At 54.2% G+C, this 20,132-nt stretch carries 24 protein-coding genes; 9 read left to right on the forward strand and 15 right to left on the reverse strand.

The genetic code is table 11. The annotated features are described in order from the left end of the window. Positions 1 to 90 precede the first annotated feature (90 nt). On the forward strand, positions 91 to 261 hold the full coding sequence (locus AC6I4B_RS14215) for a hypothetical protein (protein ID WP_497765985.1): 171 nt from the start codon (positions 91 to 93) through the stop codon (positions 259 to 261). A 97-nt stretch (positions 262 to 358) separates the two neighbouring features. Here AC6I4B_RS14215 and flgL read toward each other — a convergent pair whose 3' ends face one another. The 11 genes from flgL to flgB form a co-directional block, all read right to left on the reverse strand. Beyond that, the gene (flgL, locus tag AC6I4B_RS14220; protein ID WP_497765986.1) at positions 359 to 1,294 is read right to left on the reverse strand and encodes a flagellar hook-associated protein FlgL; all 936 of its coding nucleotides are present in this window, start codon (positions 1,292 to 1,294) and stop codon (positions 359 to 361) included. A gap of 14 nt (positions 1,295 to 1,308) precedes the next feature. Next, positions 1,309 to 2,955: a flagellar hook-associated protein FlgK gene (gene flgK / locus AC6I4B_RS14225; protein WP_497765988.1), complete on the reverse strand. Its 1,647-nt coding sequence runs from the start codon at positions 2,953 to 2,955 to the stop codon at positions 1,309 to 1,311. Between the two features lie 63 nt (positions 2,956 to 3,018). Further along, entirely contained in the window at positions 3,019 to 3,969 is a 951-nt protein-coding gene (gene flgJ, locus AC6I4B_RS14230) for a flagellar assembly peptidoglycan hydrolase FlgJ (RefSeq protein WP_497765990.1), read from the reverse strand. Further along, complete coding sequence (locus AC6I4B_RS14235; RefSeq protein WP_497765991.1) at positions 3,969 to 5,066, reverse strand: flagellar basal body P-ring protein FlgI; 1,098 nt, start codon at positions 5,064 to 5,066, stop codon at positions 3,969 to 3,971. Before AC6I4B_RS14235 ends, flgJ begins: the two co-directional genes overlap by 1 nt. Positions 5,067 to 5,077: 11 nt before the next feature. Beyond that, positions 5,078 to 5,776 carry a flagellar basal body L-ring protein FlgH gene (gene flgH, locus AC6I4B_RS14240; protein WP_497772175.1) on the reverse strand — a complete coding sequence of 233 codons (699 nt, stop codon included), beginning with the start codon at positions 5,774 to 5,776 and terminating at the stop codon, positions 5,078 to 5,080. Positions 5,777 to 5,957: 181 nt separating this feature from the next. Then, positions 5,958 to 6,740 carry a flagellar basal-body rod protein FlgG gene (gene flgG / locus AC6I4B_RS14245; RefSeq protein WP_497765993.1) on the reverse strand — a complete coding sequence of 261 codons (783 nt, stop codon included), beginning with the start codon at positions 6,738 to 6,740 and terminating at the stop codon, positions 5,958 to 5,960. A gap of 8 nt (positions 6,741 to 6,748) precedes the next feature. Further along, positions 6,749 to 7,504, reverse strand: a complete 756-nt coding sequence (locus AC6I4B_RS14250) for a flagellar basal body rod protein FlgF (protein WP_497765995.1) — start codon at positions 7,502 to 7,504, stop codon at positions 6,749 to 6,751. 20 nt (positions 7,505 to 7,524) lie between these two features. After that, entirely contained in the window at positions 7,525 to 8,790 is a 1,266-nt protein-coding gene (flgE, locus tag AC6I4B_RS14255; protein ID WP_497765997.1) for a flagellar hook protein FlgE, read from the reverse strand. Positions 8,791 to 8,817: 27 nt separating this feature from the next. Continuing rightward, entirely contained in the window at positions 8,818 to 9,522 is a 705-nt protein-coding gene (gene flgD, locus AC6I4B_RS14260; RefSeq protein ID WP_497765999.1) for a flagellar hook assembly protein FlgD, read from the reverse strand. 12 nt (positions 9,523 to 9,534) lie between these two features. Further along, the gene (gene flgC, locus AC6I4B_RS14265) at positions 9,535 to 9,939 is read right to left on the reverse strand and encodes a flagellar basal body rod protein FlgC (RefSeq protein WP_497766000.1); all 405 of its coding nucleotides are present in this window, start codon (positions 9,937 to 9,939) and stop codon (positions 9,535 to 9,537) included. 3 nt (positions 9,940 to 9,942) lie between these two features. Continuing rightward, positions 9,943 to 10,359, reverse strand: a complete 417-nt coding sequence (flgB, locus tag AC6I4B_RS14270; RefSeq protein WP_497766002.1) for a flagellar basal body rod protein FlgB — start codon at positions 10,357 to 10,359, stop codon at positions 9,943 to 9,945. A gap of 156 nt (positions 10,360 to 10,515) precedes the next feature. On the opposite strand from flgB, the gene flgA reads away from it, so the two are divergent. The 3 genes from flgA to flgN all read left to right on the forward strand — a co-directional run bounded on the left by flgA (position 10,516) and on the right by flgN (position 12,004). Continuing rightward, positions 10,516 to 11,175: a flagellar basal body P-ring formation chaperone FlgA gene (gene flgA, locus AC6I4B_RS14275; protein WP_497766003.1), complete on the forward strand. Its 660-nt coding sequence runs from the start codon at positions 10,516 to 10,518 to the stop codon at positions 11,173 to 11,175. A gap of 102 nt (positions 11,176 to 11,277) precedes the next feature. Beyond that, positions 11,278 to 11,571: a flagellar biosynthesis anti-sigma factor FlgM gene (gene flgM, locus AC6I4B_RS14280; protein WP_497766005.1), complete on the forward strand. Its 294-nt coding sequence runs from the start codon at positions 11,278 to 11,280 to the stop codon at positions 11,569 to 11,571. 4 nt (positions 11,572 to 11,575) lie between these two features. Further along, on the forward strand, positions 11,576 to 12,004 hold the full coding sequence (gene flgN, locus AC6I4B_RS14285) for a flagella biosynthesis chaperone FlgN (RefSeq protein WP_497766006.1): 429 nt from the start codon (positions 11,576 to 11,578) through the stop codon (positions 12,002 to 12,004). Positions 12,005 to 12,048: 44 nt separating this feature from the next. On the opposite strand, the gene murJ is transcribed toward flgN, so the two are convergent. The 4 genes from murJ to rimJ form a co-directional block, all read right to left on the reverse strand. Beyond that, the gene (gene murJ / locus AC6I4B_RS14290) at positions 12,049 to 13,584 is read right to left on the reverse strand and encodes a murein biosynthesis integral membrane protein MurJ (protein ID WP_497766008.1); all 1,536 of its coding nucleotides are present in this window, start codon (positions 13,582 to 13,584) and stop codon (positions 12,049 to 12,051) included. Positions 13,585 to 13,695: 111 nt separating this feature from the next. Further along, positions 13,696 to 14,619 (reverse strand): Gfo/Idh/MocA family protein, encoded by a 924-nt coding sequence (locus AC6I4B_RS14295; protein ID WP_497766009.1) that lies wholly within the window; start codon positions 14,617 to 14,619, stop codon positions 13,696 to 13,698. A gap of 5 nt (positions 14,620 to 14,624) precedes the next feature. Then, complete coding sequence (locus AC6I4B_RS14300; protein ID WP_497766011.1) at positions 14,625 to 15,275, reverse strand: YceH family protein; 651 nt, start codon at positions 15,273 to 15,275, stop codon at positions 14,625 to 14,627. Positions 15,276 to 15,285: 10 nt separating this feature from the next. Continuing rightward, positions 15,286 to 15,870, reverse strand: a complete 585-nt coding sequence (gene rimJ / locus AC6I4B_RS14305) for a ribosomal protein S5-alanine N-acetyltransferase (RefSeq protein ID WP_497766013.1) — start codon at positions 15,868 to 15,870, stop codon at positions 15,286 to 15,288. Positions 15,871 to 16,114: 244 nt separating this feature from the next. Between rimJ and mdtH the strand changes: the two genes are divergently transcribed. From mdtH to bssS, 5 genes are all read left to right on the forward strand, one after another. Then, on the forward strand, positions 16,115 to 17,323 hold the full coding sequence (gene mdtH / locus AC6I4B_RS14310; protein WP_497766014.1) for a multidrug efflux MFS transporter MdtH: 1,209 nt from the start codon (positions 16,115 to 16,117) through the stop codon (positions 17,321 to 17,323). 85 nt (positions 17,324 to 17,408) lie between these two features. After that, positions 17,409 to 17,969 (forward strand): lipoprotein, encoded by a 561-nt coding sequence (locus AC6I4B_RS14315; protein ID WP_497766016.1) that lies wholly within the window; start codon positions 17,409 to 17,411, stop codon positions 17,967 to 17,969. Between the two features lie 164 nt (positions 17,970 to 18,133). Continuing rightward, entirely contained in the window at positions 18,134 to 19,180 is a 1,047-nt protein-coding gene (pyrC, locus tag AC6I4B_RS14320) for a dihydroorotase (protein WP_497766017.1), read from the forward strand. Between the two features lie 71 nt (positions 19,181 to 19,251). After that, a complete protein-coding gene (dinI, locus tag AC6I4B_RS14325; protein WP_497766019.1) occupies positions 19,252 to 19,497 on the forward strand; it encodes a DNA damage-inducible protein I in 246 nt (81 codons plus the stop codon). Between the two features lie 282 nt (positions 19,498 to 19,779). Next, positions 19,780 to 20,034, forward strand: a complete 255-nt coding sequence (gene bssS / locus AC6I4B_RS14330) for a biofilm formation regulator BssS (RefSeq protein ID WP_497772177.1) — start codon at positions 19,780 to 19,782, stop codon at positions 20,032 to 20,034. The last annotated feature ends 98 nt before the right edge of the window (positions 20,035 to 20,132 follow it).

A 20,132-nucleotide genomic window follows, 5' to 3' on the forward strand; every position in this document is an offset into this window, starting at 1 on the left:
CTTCACCTATCAAATCCAGAAACTGACGCCAACGCATCAGATAATAACGCACCTACGGATACACCAAATGCACCGGCAGCGGCGCTGTCGGTGCTTAAATGGGCTGATCGTCGGGTTATTGTCGCAATGGCGCGCGGTTATCTGAATGCTCTGGCTACGGTTGCCGGAATCATCGCGCTGGCGATTCGCGTGAGTGAAACATATCGTCTGTGCAGCGTTAAGCGCGCGCTAAATGCTGAAAAAAAGCCCGCGTCGGGGTAAGGACGCGGGCGACAAAAACATATCTATACTCATTGCCCTTCCTGATGCAGCGTGAAGGGCCTGGTGTATTTTCTCAGATATGTTCACACCTTCATTATTATTTATTCAGCTGAAACAGAGACATACCTTGCATGTCGGTGAACGCTTTATAAGATGCCTGTAATGCCGCTTGCTGCATGGTGTAGTTGGAAATGGTTGAGTTCCAGTCGACATCAACCAGGTTACTCATCTGCTGGGTCTGCGCCAGCGCACGGTCATCCCCTAGCTGATCCAGTTTTTCCAACTCATTGAGCTGCGTACCCAGCTCCGCGCGAACGCTCAGAACGTTGTTCAACGAGTTACTCAGGCTGCGGTTGGTACGGTCAACAATGGCATTGGCCTGATCCTTCAGCGCTGCGTCATCGCCCACCGGGTTTTTCAATGCCGCAATCGCGGTATCGAGCGCGGTAAACATGTTGGTGTCCGCATCCGGTTTGGCGTTGCTGGTCGCCGCGTCAAAAATCAGATTCCCCGTATGGCCGATAACCATTGAACGCGAGGAATCAACCTGCTGTTCGACATTCTGCGAGCCGCCCACATAGGAGCCGTCGTCGGCGAAAGGCTTAGCGTCCGTTTTATAACCGGCAAAAATATAGCGACCGTTACCGTCGGTGCTGTTTGCCAGGTTCATCAACTGGTCGCGGATCCCCTGAAGGTCAGTCGCCAGGGAGGCTCGGTCATCGTCGCTCAACGTGCCGTTGCCCGCATTGACAATTTTTTCCTGTGCCGCCTGAATGGCGTTAGTCACCTGCTTCAGCGTACTTTCTTCTGTAGATACGCGCTGAGTGGCGAACGTGCGAGCGGTGGCATATTGGCTGTTTTGCGCCTGAGCCTGAGACAATACAACCGCCTGCGATGCGGCAACGGGGTCATCCGATGCGCGATTTACCCGCTTACCGGTTGACATCTGTTCACCATATTTTAACCAGGCAGACTGGGAGTTAGTGATCCCACCCATATTCTGCTGATACATCATTAGAGTGCTGACGCGCATGGCTTGCCCTCTCCTTAACGGATATTAATTAATGCGTCGAAGATAGCGCTGGCAGTTTGCAGCACCTGCGCATTGGCCAGGTAATACTGTTGATAGAGTTGCAGGTTGCCGTACTCTTCATCCAGGTTAACACCGGAAATGGACTGCTGCTGTTTGGTCAGCTGCGTCACCACATTGCCCTGCGTTTTGGCGCTGCTCTCAAGCGTCGCGGTTTTCGTACCGATGCTGCTCACCATTGCCGCGTAGGCATCGTTGAAGCTTTTCGTGCCGCCTACGACTTTGCTATTTTGCAGTTCCAGCAGCGCTTTACCGTTACGGTTGTCGCTCTCGCCGCTGTCTTTTTCTTGCGCCATCGCAATTTCAGATTCGTTGTGAATAGCCACGTTCATATTGACGATGGTGTCGCTGACCGGTTTCACCGTAAAGCTGTCACCGACAGACGCGCTGCCGCTTTTCACATCAACGGAAATACCGTCAAATTTCAGCGAGGTACTGGTACTCGTGCTGTCCAGTTTAACGGTGGTGTTATCCGCTAAACGGGTAACCTGCCAACCGCTGGCGGTGTATTCGACGCGATAATCTGTGGCTTTGACCGCAGAGGAATCGGTCACGCTGGCCACTAAATCCGCATTACCGCCGTTTTTCGAGTTATCCACCACCGACGGTTTACCGAAGTTAAAGAAGTCAACACCGGTATTGCCGTCTGCGTCATACCCCTGACGATGCACCTGGTTAAAGGCATCCGCAAAGGCCAGCGCCATCTGGTTGAGGCTGTTACGCGTCTGGTCCAGATCCTGTGAACGGAAAGTCATCAGGCCACCGAGAGAACCGGTGTTCAGCAATTTCTCAGGGATTTCGACTTGACCCGCCACGTTATCCACATAAGCGACCGTCGTACGTGATGGGTCAGCACTGCTTGGCACTGCGGCCAGTTGGCTGGATTTATTACCCGCAACCAGTGTGTAACCGTTCGCCATCGTGATGTTGTAAGTGTTGCCGTCCTGCACATTCACTTCAACGCCAACCAACTGGTTAAGCTCGGTGACTAACTGATCGCGCTGATCCAGCAGTTCGTTAGGCGATGCCCCTGCGCCCACACCGGTCATCCGCGCAATTTTGTCGTTCAGGCTGGCAATCTGGGAGGTGTAGTTATTGATTTGATCAACGGTCGAAGTGATAGACAGGTTAACCTGCTTATCCTGGTCGCGCAGATACTGATCCGCCACTTTAAACTGGTTCACAACCCCATCAGCCTTGCCCAGCACGGTCTGGCGAGCCGCCGGATCTTCGGCGTTACTGGTCAGAGTTTGCAGGCTACTGAAGAAGTCTTGCAGCGTGGTGGACAGGTTATTGGTCGAGCTGGAGAACATATCGTCAATTTTTGAGATCTGTGCAAAACGGGAAACCAGCCCGCTGCTCTGGCTCTGCGCATCGCGCAGTTGGTTGGTGATAAACGCATTGTATTCACGCTGCACGCCAGAGACGTAAACACCGTTTCCCACCCAACCGCCCGCACCCAGCGTACTGTTGCTCGCGCTCAGAACCGTAGTCTGGCGAGTATAGCCAGCGACGTTATAGCTGGAAATATTATTACTGGTGGTGTTCAGTGCCGATTGCGCGGCACTCAGCCCGCTCATCGCATTGTAAATTAAACTGGACATGAACGCTCCTTTCTAAAACCATGGTAATACTTATCGGATAGCAGAAGGCAAACTTGAGGCCTGTCAGAACAGATTTTCGATATCATTTCGGTAAGCGTGGCTGACCTTCTCACTCATCGATTTCAGCTGTTGAATCATGCTGGTTAGTTTGCGCGCATATTGCGGATCGGTGGCATATCCGGCGTTTTGCAACGCTTGAGCGCCCTGCTCTGCGGTGGCCGCTGAGGTCACGGCGGCATAGCGCGGGTTGCGCGTCAGCAGGCCAACGTAGTCGGACAATGCCTCCAGATACGAGCTGTAGACACGGAACTTCGCTTTCACCTTCTTCGCTTCACCGTTTTCAAATTCGGTAGTGGTAATTTCTGTGACCTTGCCCTTCCAGCCGCCGGAGGCTTTAACACCAAACAGGTTAAAGCTCGGCTCACCGTTCTCACGACGAATCTGCCGTTGCCCCCAGCCGGACTCCAGCGCCGCCTGCGCCAGAATAAGATGATGTGGAATACCGCTCTGCTCACTCGCCAGGCGCGCGGGCAAGGAGAGCTGCGCCAGGAAGTCTTTGCTGTCGCCGGACAACGGCGCATCGCTGCTGTCCGGCGCTTTTGGCAACGCTTTACGAACCATTTGCGTCAGTGCCGCATTCTGGTAGCGGGTCACCGTTTGCATATCAAACTTCATCGGCACCTGGCCTACGCTATCCCCCGGCTCTTGCTGATTGGCTGACAGCTGTTTGACCATCTCCTCAGCGAGGCCAAGGCCTTTGCCAGCGGTCATCTGCTGGGCAATTTGCTGGTCATACATACTGGTATAAAGCCGCGTCTGGTCGCTGCTGAACATGCCATCTTTCGGCAGCGTTTCACGCATACTTTTAAGCATCATCTGCACGAACATCCCTTCCACCTGGCGCGCCACAGGCCGTAACTGCGCCTGCGGATCTTTCCCGGCTTGCGTTTTCAGCTCGTTTAACGACTGCGCGTCCCAGGCGGCGCTCGCCAGTAATTTGCTGTCAGTCAGCATTAGATAATCTCCACCTTCGCCCGCAGGCAGCCTGCGCTTTGCATTGACTGAATAATCGACATTAAGTCCATTGGCGTTGCGCCCAATGCGTTCAGCGCACGCACCACATTATTCAGGTTGGCGCTGGCGCGAATGCTTTGCAGCGAGCCACCGCTCTGGCGCAAATCAATTTGCGTTTGCGGCGTGACGACCGTTTGCCCACCGGCAAATGGCGTATCCGGCTGGCTAACCTGTGCCGAACGGTTAACGGTCACCGACAGGTTCCCCTGCGCCACCGCACAGCTATCGAGCGTAACTTCGCGGTTCATCACCACCGAACCCGTACGGGAGTTAATAATGATTTTCGCATCCTGCGGAGCGATACCGACTTCCAGATTCTGGAGATCCGCTAGCAGACGCACCTGCCCGCTGCCACCTACTGGCGCACGCACCTGCACGGTACGCGCATCCAGCGCGGTGGCATTGCCGAGGCTGCTGCGACGGTTGATGGTGTCAGCAATTTGCTGCGCCATCGTAAAGTCGTCCTGGTTAAGCTGAAGATTGATGGTATTACCCGCGCCAAACTGCGTCGGCAATTCGCGTTCAATGGTCGCCCCGCCGGTAATGCGCCCGCCGTTCAATTGGTTAACCTGCACGCTGCCGCCGCCTGCGGAGGCGCCCGCGCCGCCGACCAAAATATTGCCCTGCGCCAGCGCATAAACCTGGCTATCGACACCTTTCATAGGAGTCATCAGCAGCGTACCGCCGCGCAAACTCTTGGCGTTACCCATCGACGAAACCACAACATCAATGGTTTGCCCCTGGCGACCAAAGGCCGGTAGCTGAGCGGTAACCATGACCGCCGCGACGTTTTTTAGCTGCATGTTGGTTCCCGCCGGAACGGTAATCCCCAACTGCGACAGCATGTTATTCAAGCTCTGAGTGGTAAACGGCGTTTGCGTCGTCTGGTCACCCGTTCCATCAAGCCCCACCACCAGACCGTAGCCGATAAGCGAGTTTGCCCTGACCCCTTGCACACTGGTGAGATCGCGAATGCGTTCAGCGTGCGCCAGGCCAGTGACCAGCACCAGCGCCAGGGTTAGCAGAGTTTTAAACATGGTTCACCTCGTTACATCGGCGATAAGTTAAGGAAGAAACGTTGCAGCCAGCCCATATTCTGCGCTTCGTTGATGTAGCCATTGCCGACATATTCGATACGCGCATCCGCCACCTGCGTTGACGGTACGGTGTTGCTGCCGCTGATGGTGCGTGGGTTCACCACCCCAGAGAAGCGGATAAATTCAGTGCCCTGGTTGATGGCTATCTGTTTTTCGCCCACAACATGTAGGTTGCCGTTCACCAGCACCTGATCAACGGTCACGGTCAACGTGCCGCTAAAGGTGTTGCTGGCATTCGCGCCGCCTTTGCCGTTAAAGCTGTTACCACCGGAGGCATCCACATCGGCACGCTGATTGCCAAACAGGCCCTGCAAGTAGCGCGGTACGGTGTCAAAGCCGAAATTAGTTTTGCCATCACGGCTGGCATTAGCCGACGAACTTTTGCTCGCACTGACGTTTTCCTGAAGCACAATCGTCAGCGTATCGCCGATATTGCGTGGACGTCGGTCTTCAAACAGCGGCTGATAACCGTAGTTAATCGGCTGCGCGGTCTGGAATATAGAGCCATTCGCTACCGGAACCGGGCCGGGGATCGGCTGGGCTGTCGTCGCCCCTTCAACCAGCGGTTTAGACGGGATCAAGGCGCACCCGGCTACGCTGAGCGCGACAACGGTTAACAGCGGATAACGAAACGCGGCGGATTTATGCATTGCTTTCTTCTTCTGAATCTCAATGTTTGCCCCGAGAGTTCCCGAAGTGACTGCGCTCGTCCGGCGGCAGAATGCCGGATGGCGGCTGCGGGTACTCATCGTTTGTAGGCCTGATAAGACGCCTGAGCGTCGTCATCAGGCGCTCGTATAGCCCGGACGAGGCGTTCCGCCCGGCTACACCTTACAGTTGCGTCAGTTTTTGCAGCATCTGATCGGTCGTCGAAACCGCTTTACTGTTAATTTCATACGCGCGCTGCACCTGGATCATATTGACCAACTCTTCCGCGACGTTCACGTTAGAAGTCTCGACGTATCCCTGATACAGCAGACCCGCGCCGTTCAGCCCTGGCGTGGTATCGTTCGGCGCACCTGATGACTGGGTTTCGATATACAGGTTTTCACCAATGCTCTCGAGACCGGTGTCATTCATGAAAGTGGACAGGTTAAGCTGCCCAACTTGCACAGGGTTCGCCTGCCCTTGCAGCGATGCGCTAACAATACCGTCACGCCCGATGGTAATGCTCAACGCATTCGCCGGGATGGTGATCGCTGGCTGTACCTGATAACCGCTTGACGTCACCATCTGGCCGTTTTGGTCAACCTGGAATGAACCGTCGCGGGTATACGCAGAAGAGCCATCCGGTAATAGAATCTGGAAGAATCCATCCCCTTTAATGGCCACATCTTTGCTGTTGTTGGTCTGTGACAGGTTGCCCTGGCTGTGCAGACGCTCGGTTGCCACAGGGCGCACCCCAGTACCAATCTGCAAGCCGGATGGCAGCGTTGTTTGTTCGGATGACTGCGCACCCGGTTGGCGTATAGTTTGATACAGCAAATCTTCAAACACCGCGCGCTGACGCTTAAAACCATTGGTACTGACGTTCGCCAGGTTGTTGGCGATAACGTCCATATTGGTTTGCTGCGCGTCGAGACCGGTTTTCGCGATCCATAATGAACTGATCATAATTTTCCTTAGCTCATTGACAGCAACTGGTTAGCTTTCTGCGTGTTTTCATCCACGCTGCTGATAACCTTCATTTGCATTTCGAAACGGCGCGCGCTGGCAATCATATCGGCCATTGCTGCCACGGCTTTCACGTTGCTGCCTTCCAGTACGCCGGACTGCAAGCGCAGCGTCGGGTCGGCCTGTAAGGTCTGGCCTCGCGTCGCCTGCGCTAACGGCGTCAGACGGAACAGACCGTCATCCCCGCGCGTCACTTCGCTGGCGCTGGCTTTCACCATTTTCAGTTTGCCGACTGGCGACACGGTATTCGGCGCATCACCCGGCGTCAGCGCGGAAATCGTCCCGTCTGACGCAATAGTGACCTGCGAGCCTTCCGGCACGCTCACCGGCCCAGCTTCACCTATCACCGGATTGCCCTGGATGGTGAGCTGGCCTGTGGCACTGACCTGAATATTGCCGTTACGGGTATAACCTTCGCTGCCGTTGGCTGACTGCACTGCCAGCCAACCGTCTTGCTGAATGGCGACATCCAGCGGACGCGCGGTGTAGTCCAACTGACCGGGAGTCATATCGGCTCCTGGCGTAGTGGCCGCCACCAGCGTGCGCGTCTCAACGGATGGCCCAGCTACCGGGACAGCACGCATCGCCGTCAACTGAGCACGAAAGCCCGGCGTTGACGTGTTCGCGAGGTTGCTCGCCGTGACCGCCTGCTGTTGCATGGTCTGGCTTGCCGCCCCCATCGCCGTATATATCGCGTGATCCATAACGTCACCCTGTTAAACGGTTAGCGCAGGTTAACCAGCGTGTTGAGGATCTGATCCTGAGTTTTGATGGTTTGCGCGTTCGACTGATAGTTGCGCTGCGCCACAATCATGTTCACCAGCTCTTTACTCAGATCAACGTTGGAGGCTTCCAGCGCGCCGTTGGTCAGCGAGCCAAAGTTACCCGTGCCCGCCGTACCGAGCAGGGCGACGCCAGAGGATTGGGTTGCCGACCATACGTTATCGCCTTCAGATTGCAGGCCACCGGTGTTGGAGAAGTTAGCCAGCACAATTTGGCCCAGCAGTTGGTTCTGACGGTTAGAGTAGTTACCCACGACCGTGCCATCTTCGTTAATCTGGTAGCTCACCAGGTTACCTGGCTCATAGCCGTTCTGGGTGGTGGCGACCACATCGCTGGAGCCGGTGTTCTGCTGCATCGAGTTGAGGAAGCTCAGGTTAAAGCTGCTCGCCTGAGAGCCGTTTAGCGACGCCATTGCAATAGTGATTTCTGGCGTGGCATTCGCAGGCCCGACGATTAAGGTGCCAGGGTTATTGATATCATCGATATAGTTAGAGACGGATTGCAGCGTACCGCTGTTGCTAAATAACATCTGCGCCGCTTTCACTTCTTTGGCGTTAGGTACGCTGGTATCCTGGGTATAAACGTCCCATTTGTTTTCTGCCGTTTTCACGTAGTAAACGTTCATATCGTGGGAGTTACCCAGACTATCGTAGACCGTCACCGTCCCTTTTTTGCTGTAGGTATCCGGGTCGCTAGGGTTAAACGTTTTGCTGATGATGCTGTCCGTGGAGTTGAGGTTCATCTGCATTGCGCCGCTGGTGGTCGCTTTTGCAGACATCAGCGTGTTAGGAATAGACAGCGGAACCGGGTTTGCCCCTTGCTGGATAGTCGGCGGCGTACCGGTGGCCGGATAACCGGTCAGGTTCAGCCCCTGGGAGTTCACCAGATTGCGATTCTCATCAAGCGCGAACTGGCCGTTACGGCTGTAATAAACGCCGCCGTTGCTATCCACCAGACGGAAAAAGCCGTTCTGGCTAATCGCCACGTCCAGCGCACGACCTGTACCGGTCGTGGTGCCATCGGTAAAGTCCTGACTAATCCCCGCAACTTTAACCCCCAGACCCACTTTGGAACCGGCAAACATATCCGCAAAAGACGCCGTCCCCGATTTAAAACCGTAGGTGGCGGAGTTGGCGATGTTGTTGCCGATAACATCGAGGTTGGTGGCAGCCGCGTTTAATCCGCTAACCGCTTGTGAAAAGGCCATAACATCTCTCCTGAAATTATAAAAGTCTTAAAGAATCTGACGAACCTGGTCGAGCGTGGTCGTACCGTAGGTTCCCAAATCCAGTTTGTTGCCATCGCTGCCAATCGTAACTGCCTGAACCAGCGCGAATTGCAGTGGCTGAACCACCAACTGAGTTGTGCCTTTGCTGGCGGCAATATTGACGCTGTAAGCGCCATCAGGAGCCGCCGTGCCGTCCTCCAGCTTGCCGTCCCAGGTAAAGGTATGAACGCCTGCGCTCTGAGCACCGATGTTCAGCGTTCGAATCACTTTGCCGCTGCTGTCGGTGATCGTGGCGGTCACTTTGTCTGCGGCCTGCGGCAGTTCCATGCCGAACGGCGTGGTATCCACGCTTTCGCCACTGCTGCTTTTGCCCGCCAGAATGATGGAGCCTGGGATCATGACGCCGTGGCCCACCAGCGAGCTCGCCTGCAACGATTGCCCGCTGTCGATTTGCCCTGAAATGGAACCCAGTGTGGTGTTGAGCTTCTCAATGCCGCTCAAGGTGCTGATCTGCGCCAGCTGTGAAGTCAGTTCGTTATTTTGTAAAGGGTTGGTCGGATCCTGGTTTTTCAACTGCGCCACCAGCAGCGTTAAGAAGCTGCTCTGGAGGTCGGACGAACTGTTCGTGCCAGTACCGTTCAGTGACGATGACGATGACGTTGAGGACGCGCGATTGTTGGCCGCGTCGGTGATATTTGCTGTGATAGACATCGCTTACTTTCCTTATTGCCCAAGCGTCAGCGTTTTAAGCATCATGCTTTTCACGGTATTCAACACCTCGACGTTGGCCTGATAGCTGCGCGACGCCGACATGGTGTTGACCATTTCGCCCACCACATCGACGTTAGGCATACGGACATAGCCTTTCGCATCCGCCAGCGGGTTGCCCGGCTGATACACCAGCTTGTCTGGCTCCTGGCTCTCGATAACGTCCGCCACTTTCACGCCGCCGGTTGCCGCACCCATCGGCGCATCAACCTGGAAAACCACCTGTTTAGCGCGATACGGCTGGCCATCCGGCCCCGCCACACTGTCGGCGTTGGCGAGGTTACTGGCGGCAACGTTCAAACGTTTGGATTGCGCCGTCAGCGCCGATCCGGCAACGTCGAAGATATTGAGTAATGCCATGGATTAGTTCCCCTGCTGAAGGACACTCATCATGCCCTTGATTTGTCCGCCCAGAACCGAAAGCCCGGTCTGGTACTGGAGGCTGTTATCGGCAAACTGCGTGCGCTCGCGATCCATATCGACCGTGTTGCCATCCATCGCTGGCTGGTCTGGAATGCGGTACAGCAGTGAGGTGTTCGGTGTCGAGAGCGCCTGAGCAGGAATATGGCGTTCAGAGGTCAGCGCTAACGCCACGCCGCTACCTTCCGCACGCCCGCGCGCCATCACTTTTTTAAGTTCACTGGCAAAATCGATATCGCGCGCCTGATACCCGGGGGTATCTGCGTTCGCAATATTGGCCGCCAGAATTTCCTGACGCTCAGCGCGCAGGTTTAATGCTTCTTGCTGAAAACGTAATGCGGCGTCGAGTTTATCGAGCATGTCTCCTCCGCTAATGACAAAGTTTCAGCCGACAGCTTAATTCCCCATATACCCCCTCCATCGCTGGAATAAGCGCAATATGCCCCGCTATTTGTTGCGTTGAAATGGCGACAAGATAAGTAGAATGCTGACATTCACCATTCATGGGAGCCGCCAATGCGTCAGTTCATTGCCCCTTTCACCGCTGTGATTCTGGCTTTTAGCCCGCTGGCTCAGGCCGACGATATCCAGACACAGTTGAATGCGTTTTTTACTCAGCGGCTAACCGGCTTTAGCAATGAGGTTAACGTCACGCTGCGCAATGCGCAGATGTTGAAGCTAGCCTGCGAGCAGCCAGCGTTAAGTACGCCGGGCAATTCACGTTTGTGGGGAAACCTGACGGTGCAGGCTCAGTGTGGTGGGGTTAAGCAGTATCTACAGGTGAACGTTCAGGCTGTCGGTGATTATGTGGTCGCCGCCGCGCCTATCGTGCGTGGTATGCCGATTGGCGCACAAAGCGTGACCTTAAAGCGGGGGCGGCTCGACCAGTTGCCACCGCGCGCTATGCTCAATTTGGCGCAGGCCGAAGATGCTATCAGCCTGCGCGATGTCGCGATGGGCCAGCCATTACAGCTCTCGATGGTGCGCCAGTCATGGCGCGTTAAGGCGGGGCAAAAAGTGATGGTGGTGGCGCAAGGCGACGGCTTTAGTATCAATAGCGAAGGTCAGGCGTTAAATAACGCCGCCGTCGCGCAAAGTGCACGAGTGAGAATGCCGTCCGGGCAAGTGGTGAGCGGACAGGTCGATACTGATGGGAATATTCTGATTAATCTATAAACGTCATAAAGAAACTGTGGCGCTTGCCGATAGATAAATTAACAATTTAATGAATGAGAGTCGGCGCGTGCGCCATACCAGAGCCTCAATGAGGAAAGAACCATGAGTATCGATCGTACATCACCTCTGAAAGCTGTCGCCGCCGTACAACAGCGCGAAACGCAAGAAACCAGCGCGCAAAAAACTCGTGCGGAAAAAACCGAGACCGCTACCAGCGCTAACGTCACGTTGAGCAACGCGCAAACGGCGTTAACACATGCAAGCAGCGGTGATATTAATATGGCTCGTGTCGAGGCGTTAAAAACGGCTATTCGCAACGGTGAACTCAAAATGGACACCGGGAAAATTGCCGATGCGCTAATTCAAGACACGCAAGATTATTTGCAGAGTAAATAAGCACATGAGTGGTTTGTCAGCAATACTGGACCAAATGACCAGCATCCTGAACTCATTAAAAGAGGTGATGGATGCTGAGCAACAACAGCTCTCCGCAGGCGACGTTAACGGCCTGCAACTTGCCAGCATCACCGAACAAAAAAGTTCGCTACTGGCAACGCTAGATTATCTGGAGAAGCAGCGTCGTGTAGAACAGGACGCCCAAACGAGCGCCAACGATGACGCGGGCGAACGCTGGCAAGCCATTACCGATACCACGCAACATCTGCGTCAGCTCAACCAGCACAATGGTTGGCTACTCGAAGGCCAGATTGCGCGCAATCAGCAGGCGATTGACGTGCTCAAACCGTTTAAAGAGACGGGGCTTTACGGGAAAGATGGGCAGGCTGCGGGCAGCAGCGTGGCGCGTAGCGCGAAGAAATTTTCAGTCTAAACACTCGCGGGGCCACAGAACGTGCCCCGCGACGTTGATATCAACTACGCCGTCCGGCGAGCAAACTCTTTAATCTTGAAGCCTAAAATCGCCAGCGTGATGAAATACGCGGCAATCCCGACCACGACCACACCCATCAGGCGCAGCAGACGGTAAGGCATTGTCCCCTGCGACCACTCCGGCATGACGTGCAAAATCCCCAGCAGCGCAGCCGCCATCACCACCACCGACACCAGCAGACGCGCTAAAAATGCGCCCCAGCCTGGCTGTGGGGTAAAGATTTTCTGCTTACGCAACTGCCAGTAAAGCAGCGCGGCGTTAAGACATGCGGCCAGACCAATCGACAGCGACAGACCGGCGTGTTTCAGCGGGCCAATAAACGCCAGGTTCATCACCTGCGTCATAATCAGCGTCACAATCGCAATTTTAACCGGCGTTTTGATGTCCTGACGCGAGTAAAAGCCCGGAGCCAGCACTTTCACAATAATCAGCCCCATCAGCCCAACCGAGTACGCCACCAGCGCGCGCTGGGTCATGGCGGCGTCAAACGCGGTGAATTTACCGTACTGGAACAGCGCAACGGTGAGCGGTTTTGCCAGGATCCCCAGCGCCACCGCGCTCGGCAGCGCCAGCAGGAAGCACAAACGCAGCCCCCAATCCATTAAGCGGCAGTATTCATCATGATTACCGCTGGCAAAACTTTTCGACAGCGACGGCAGCAGAATCGTCCCCAGCGCAACGCCCAGCACACCGGACGGGAACTCCATCAGGCGGTCAGCGTAGTACATCCAGGAAACCGAGCCGGAAACGAGAAAAGAGGCAAAAATAGTGTTGATAATAAGCGAGATCTGGCTAACGGAAACACCAAGGATCGCCGGGCCCATTTGCTTCACCACCCGCACCGCGCCAGCATCTTTAAAGTTGATGCGCGGCAGCACCAGCATACCGATTTTCTTCAAATGCGGCAGTTGGTATGCCAACTGGAGTACACCGCCTACCGTCACCGCCCACGCCAGCGCCAGCACCGGCGGATGGAAATGCGGCGCAGCAAACAGCGCAAAGCCAATCATGCTGATGTTCAGGAACGTGGGAGCAAATGCCGGGACAGAGAAACGGTTCCAGGTGTTAAGAATAGCCCCCACCAGCGAGGCCAGCGAGATAAGCAGAATATAAGGGAAAGTAATGCGCAGCAGTTGCGTGGTGAGGGTAAATTTATCCGCCGTATCGGCAAAGCCTGGCGCGGTAATGGTGATAACCCACGGCGCGGCCAGCATCCCCAGTACGGTCACCAGCGCCAGCGCCAGCGTTAACAGCCCGGAGACATAAGAGACAAACACACGAGTCGCATCTTCGCCCTGTTTGCTTTTATATTCGGCTAAAATCGGCACAAATGCCTGGGAAAACGCCCCTTCGGCAAAAATACGGCGCAACAAGTTGGGCAGTTTAAAGGCCACGAAAAAGGCATCGGTTGCCATACCGGCCCCAAATACCCTCGCGACGATAGCATCGCGCGCAAATCCCAACACGCGCGAAAACATAGTCATCGAGCTGACGGCTGCCAGCGATTTTAATAAGTTCATTACTTTGTGATTCCACAACACGGAGCAAGACGCCCGGAAGACGAGCGCTTAAAAAGTGGCGTTAGTCTACCGAGTTCAGGATGAATTGCTACTGCCAGATGTTACAGCTGATTATTCGCGGATGGCTTCATGCCACAGCCCATCGACGATGCGCTGAGCCAGAATCGCCTGCTCACCCGCCGTTTCAGGAACCGTCTGATTTTGCACGCATTCGATAAAATGACGGGCGCAACCGGCAAAGCCGCGCTGCTCCAGCGTCGTTTGCCAGCCTGGAACAGGCCGAGTGACAATACCGGAGCCACACTCTTCGCGCCACTCCCGCATATCGCTCACTTCATATAACCCACCGTCGGCAACCGCCTGCACCCACTCACGTTGGCTGCCCGCCCGGCGGTGCATACTGGTAGTGACCTGTACCCCTGCCGCGCTAAAGTGATGCTCCGCGTACAACATGCAGCCTTCGTCGGTGGTTTGCAGGATACCGTCATTGAGTTTTGCTTTGCCACCCGCCAACCACAGCGCGGTATCCACCACGTGAAGATAGTCATCCAACAGTGTAAAACGCAGGTCATTCGGCCCGACGCTATCGGAGCGGTGTTTGTCCATGCGCAGAGAGAACATTTCTCCGGCATGGCTTTTCAGCTCACGGTACAGCGGTGAAAAGCGGCGGTTAAACCCGACCATCAGCGTCAGATTTTTGCGGGCTGCCAGCGCCACCAGACGCTCGGCATCGTCAAGCCTGTCGGCAAGCGGTTTATCCACGCAAACATGAACACCTAAATTCAGAAGTTCACTGACGACCGCATAATGCGAGGCCGTAGAGGTGTGGACGAATACCGCATCACACTGTGCCGCCAGCGATGCCAGCGAGTCGGCATACGGCATCCGATAGGTTTCACATACACGTAGCGCTTTTTCTTTATTTGGCGACCATGCCGCTTGCAGCGTCCAGTCAGCCGCTGCGCCTAACACCGGTAGCCAGGCCTTCTGCGCGATACCGCCCAGACCGACCACCCCAATACGTAATGCCGCCATGCTGATTATTCCCCGAGGTGTGCCAGCAATGAATCCAGCCGTTGTTTGAGTTCAGCCACTTCACCTTCGAGGGCTTCAACACGCGTGCGCAGGTCATCATCAATTTGCGCTACGTCACTTTGTGCCGCCACGGCCTGCACGTCAACGTCACCGCTGAACAAGTGCATATAGCGGCTTTCACGTTTGCCCGGTTCACGAGCCAGACGCACCACAAACGGGCCATCTTCGCGGTTCGCCAGACGCTCGAGCGTACTTTCCACTTCGGCCATATCGGCAAACTCATGCATTCGTTGCGCCCGCCCACGCAGTTCCCCCGGCGTTTGCGCACCGCGCAGCAGTAGCGTAGTCACTAGCGCCACTTCAGCAGAAGAGAGCTTCAGGTCGCCAAACTCCGAGTTGCAAAAACGCTGCTCGTATTTGGTGACGCGGTTACCAAAGCCGCTTACCGTGCGCAAATAGTGGCGCTTAACCAGCGTATCGAGAATATCCTGCACTTCCGCTTCGCTCAGGTTCATCACCGGTTCGCGGTTGGTTTTCTGGTTGCATGCCGTTACGACACCGTTCATCGACAGCGGGTACTGTTCCGGCGTTGTGACCTGTTTTTCCAGTAAGCAGCCGATAACACGGGCTTCCAGTGGGCTGAGTTGGTATTTCATTCAGGTCTCCTTATCGACCGGGCGTCCATTGTGATGTGGTTAGAGCGGTCAGCACATGATCGCGCCATTCGCCGTCAATCAGCAAATAGTCTTTCGCATAACCTTCTTTTTCAAACCCTAACCGCGCGAGCAAATCGCCGCTACGCTGATTATGCGGCATGTAGTTCGCCATAATACGGTGAATATGCTGTGTGCGCTGCATATAGCGAATCGCACTGGTTAACGCCTCATACATCATCCCCTGCCCCTGCCATTTCTGGCCGATGGAGTAGCCAAGATAGCAGGCATGGAATGAACCTCGCACCACATTGGAGAAGTTCGCAACGCCAATAATCTCTTTTTCTTCAGGGTCGAGCAGTGCGAAGTAAAAGGCCGTTCCTTGCTTATGAAACTCATTAATCATCGACAGTCGCGCCTGCCAGCCAGACGGATAACAGTGGCTGTCGTCGCGAATCGGTTCCCAGGGTTTTAAAAACTGCCGATTCTCCGCGTAGTAATCAGCCAGACGCCAGGCGTCTCTGTCATGAACCAGACGCACAACCAGCCGGTCTGTGGTTAACCGAACTTTCGGCACATTACTGCGATAGCCAAACATCTCACTACTCCTGTACCCGATGGCGCTGAATAAAAACAATAATCTACATTTTTTGGCGTGACGATTTCATTTTCAACAAAAAAACTCAATCAAGGCTGTATTTTGATAAAAAAATATTGTCGCTGGCAATATGGGAAAAGGTGAGATAACTCGGCAAAATGAAGATGTTTCTCTCACTTTATCCATCGCACTCTTCTCGCCGTCACCGCAGGAAGGGTGAGATCTCTATTTCCCTGGAGGGGAAATGTCCCGTGTATCGCAGGCAAGGAACCTGGGTAAATATTTCCTGTTAGTCGATAACATGCTGGTCGTGCTGGGTTTCTTTGTTGTTTTCCCCTTAATTTCCATCCGTTTTGTCGATCAAATGGGATGGGCGGCACTGATGGTCGGTATCGCGCTTGGCCTGCGCCAACTGGTGCAACAAGGGCTGGGTATATTTGGCGGTGCCATTGCCGACCGCTTTGGCGCGAAACCGATGATTGTGACCGGTATGCTGATGCGCGCGGGCGGTTTTGCCGCAATGGCGGTGGCTCACGAGCCGTGGTTGCTGTGGCTGTCGTGTATTTTATCCGGCCTGGGCGGCACGTTATTTGACCCTCCACGCTCTGCGCTGGTGGTGAAACTGGTGCTCCCACATCAACGTGGACGCTTCTTTTCACTGCTGATGATGCAAGACAGCGCCGGAGCGGTGATCGGCGCACTATTGGGCAGTTGGCTGCTGCAATACGATTTTCGCTTGGTGTGTAGCGTCGGAGCACTGCTTTTTATTCTCTGTGCGCTGTTTAACTTCTGCTATTTGCCCGCCTGGAAGCTATCGACGGTGAAAACGCCGGTGCGAGAAGGGTTGCAGTACGTCCTGAAAGATAAGCGTTTTGTCACCTATGTGCTGACGTTAACCGGCTACTATATGCTGGCGGTTCAGGTCATGCTGATGCTGCCGATTATGGTCAACGATATTGCCGGTACACCGTCGGCAGTTAAATGGATGTACGCCATTGAGGCCACGCTGTCGCTTACGCTGCTGTACCCTATTGCCCGCTGGAGCGAGAAACGCTTTCGCCTTGAACACCGCCTGATGGCGGGGCTGTTTATCATGATTGTTGCCATGCTACCGATTGGCCTCACCAGCTCGCTACAGCAGTTATTTTCGTTAATTTGCCTGTTTTATATTGGCTCCATCATTGCTGAACCGGCGCGCGAAACACTGAGTGCCCAACTGGCTCATGCCCACGCTCGCGGCAGCTATATGGGCTTTAGCCGATTAGGGCTAGCGTTTGGCGGCGCGCTGGGTTACACCGGCGGCGGCTGGCTGTTCGACAGTGGTAAGGCGCTTAACCAGCCAGAGCTACCGTGGGCGATGCTGGCGGCGATAGGCCTGCTCACATTCATCGCGCTGTGGTGGCAGTTCAGCAGTAAACGTGCCGCGCCGGATATGCTCGAACCACGAGTGTGATCGCCTTTTACTGGCTCTGTGGTAGGCTTTCAACGTTGGCTGCTTTGTGTCAGGATGCACAGAATGCTTCACGTTGAGGAACCACATGAAAAAGTTTTTAGTCATTTTCGCCCTGATCGTCAGCGGTCTGATTGTCGGCTGTAATCAGCTCACGCAGTACTCCGTGAGTGAGCAAGAAATTAACCAGGCGCTACAAAAACGGAATAATTTCTCCAAAGATATTGGTGTGCCAGGTGTTGCCGACGCCCACATTGTGCTGACGAATCTCACCAGCGCTATTGGTCGTGAAGAGCCGAATAAAGTGACGCTTAGCGGTGACGCGAAGCTGGATTTGAACTCACTGTTCGGTAGCCAGAAAGCTAATATCGCGCTGACATTAAAAGCGCTGCCGGTGTTTAACCAGGAGCAAGGCGCTATCTATCTTCAAGAGATGGAAGTGCAGGATGCCAAAGTGACCCCGGAGAAAATGCAGTCGGTTGTACAAACGCTGATCCCGTATCTGAATCAGTCGCTGCGTACCTACTTTAATAAGCAGCCCGCCTACGTGCTGAAAGAAGATGCCAGCCAAGGTGAAGCACTGGCGAAGAAATACGCCAAAGGTATTGAAGTGAAACCGGGTGAAATTATTATCCCATTCACCAACTGATGACCCCTTCACCACTAATGAGGCCGGAGCCTGAACACCGGCCTCATTACTACATCGCTACCCGCGATCTCTTTTTTACAGAAAATGAATGCAAAGGGAAACGTTTACGCTTATCCTTTGCATCCGGCAAAAAATGACTGTAATCCCACCAGCCGGAGCCTCAAATGACTGCATTACCTCAAGTTCTGAAAATTCGCCGCCCAGACGACTGGCATATTCATCTTCGCGATGGCGAGATGCTAAAAACGGTTGTTCCCTATACCAGTGAACTGTATGGCCGTGCGATTATTATGCCGAACCTGGTGCCGCCGATTACCACCGTGGATGCCGCAATAGCCTACCGCCAGCGAATCCTTGATGCCGTCCCTGCCGGACATGATTTCACCCCTCTGATGACCTGCTACTTAACCGACACGCTCGATCCAAACGAGCTGGAGCGCGGCTTTAACGCAGGCGTCTTTACCGCCGCCAAACTGTATCCGGCGAATGCCACCACTAACTCCAGCCATGGGGTGACCAGCACTGACGCAATCATGCCGGTACTTGAGCGGATGGAAAAACTCGGTATGCCGCTGCTGGTTCACGGCGAAGTGACCCATGCGGATATTGATATTTTCGATCGCGAAGCCCGTTTTATCGAAAGCGTGATGGAGCCGCTGCGCCAGCGCCTGCCAGGTCTGAAAGTGGTATTCGAGCATATCACCACCAAAGATGCCGCCGAGTATGTTCGCGATGGCAATGATCGGCTGGCTGCAACCATTACCCCGCAGCATTTGATGTTTAACCGTAACCATATGCTGGTTGGCGGCGTGCGCCCTCACCTCTATTGCCTGCCGATTCTTAAACGTAATATCCATCAGCAGGCGCTGCGTGAACTGGTTGCCAGCGGCTTTGAACGTGCCTTCCTGGGCACTGACTCCGCACCACACGCCCGTCACCGTAAAGAGGCGAGCTGTGGTTGCGCGGGATGCTTTAACGCGCCAACCGCGCTGGGTAGCTATGCCACCGTGTTTGAAGAGATGAACGCGCTACAGCATTTTGAAGGCTTCTGCTCGCTGAATGGCCCACGTTTCTACGGCCTGCCGGTGAACGAAGGTTATGTTGAACTGGTGCGTGAAGAAAGCCAGGTTGCCGAAAGCATTGCGCTGAGCGACGACACGCTGATTCCGTTCCTCGCGGGCGAAACACTACGCTGGACGGTGAAAAAATAAAATGCTGCCCCCTGTTGTAAAACGCTGAAGGTAACTGTATAAATATACAGTGTATAACACAGGGGGCAATTATGCGCATTGAAGTCACTATTGCAAAAACGACCACCTTGCCAGCAGGTGCATTAGACGCGCTGGCAACGGAGCTTTCCCGCCGTATCAATACCCAATTCCCAGACCGCGATGGCTCGGTGAGCGTGCGCTACGCTAGCGCCAACAATCTCTCCGTTATCGGTGGTATCAAAGAAGATAAAGACCGCATTAGCGAAATCCTCCAGGAAACCTGGGAAAGCGCTGACGACTGGTTTATTACAGATTAATCCTTTGTTGCTGTATTATTTTTTGCCGGGTCGCCCCGGCTTTTTTTCATTTATCCACGCTTGTTTTTTTTCTTTCTATCCCCATCTTTTACATCAGCAGCAAAAACAATGAGCAATATGGTTGTTTATTGCGCAAACAGGCCAGTTACTCAGGAATTTATGTTGCATTTGATTTCAATTCTCGAGTATCTATTGAATTGTTGTATACTGATAAAGCTTCACAAAAAAATTGCATTAAACCTCGAGAGTTGTTGCCTTTTAACACGTAAATAAGGGGTTATGATGGAAAAGAATAATGAAGTCATCCAGACCCATCCCCTCGTCGGATGGGACATCAGCACCGTAGATAGCTATGATGCGCTGATGCTGCGCCTGCACTATCAAGACCCCAATCAATCAAGCAAAAAAGAAGCAGAAGTTGGCCAGACGCTGTGGCTAACGACCGATGTCGCACGTCAGTTTATTTCTATACTGGAAGCCGGGATTGCCAAAATTGAATCTGGTGATTACCACGTCAATGAGTATCGCAAGCATTAATGCTGATACATCCTGCAAATTAAGCGCTAACAGGCACCTACGGGTGCCTGAATTATTTTCACGCTTGTATAACAACTGCGGCTTAATTACTCTACCCA

It is taken from the genome of Kluyvera fluvialis, assembly GCF_059725275.1.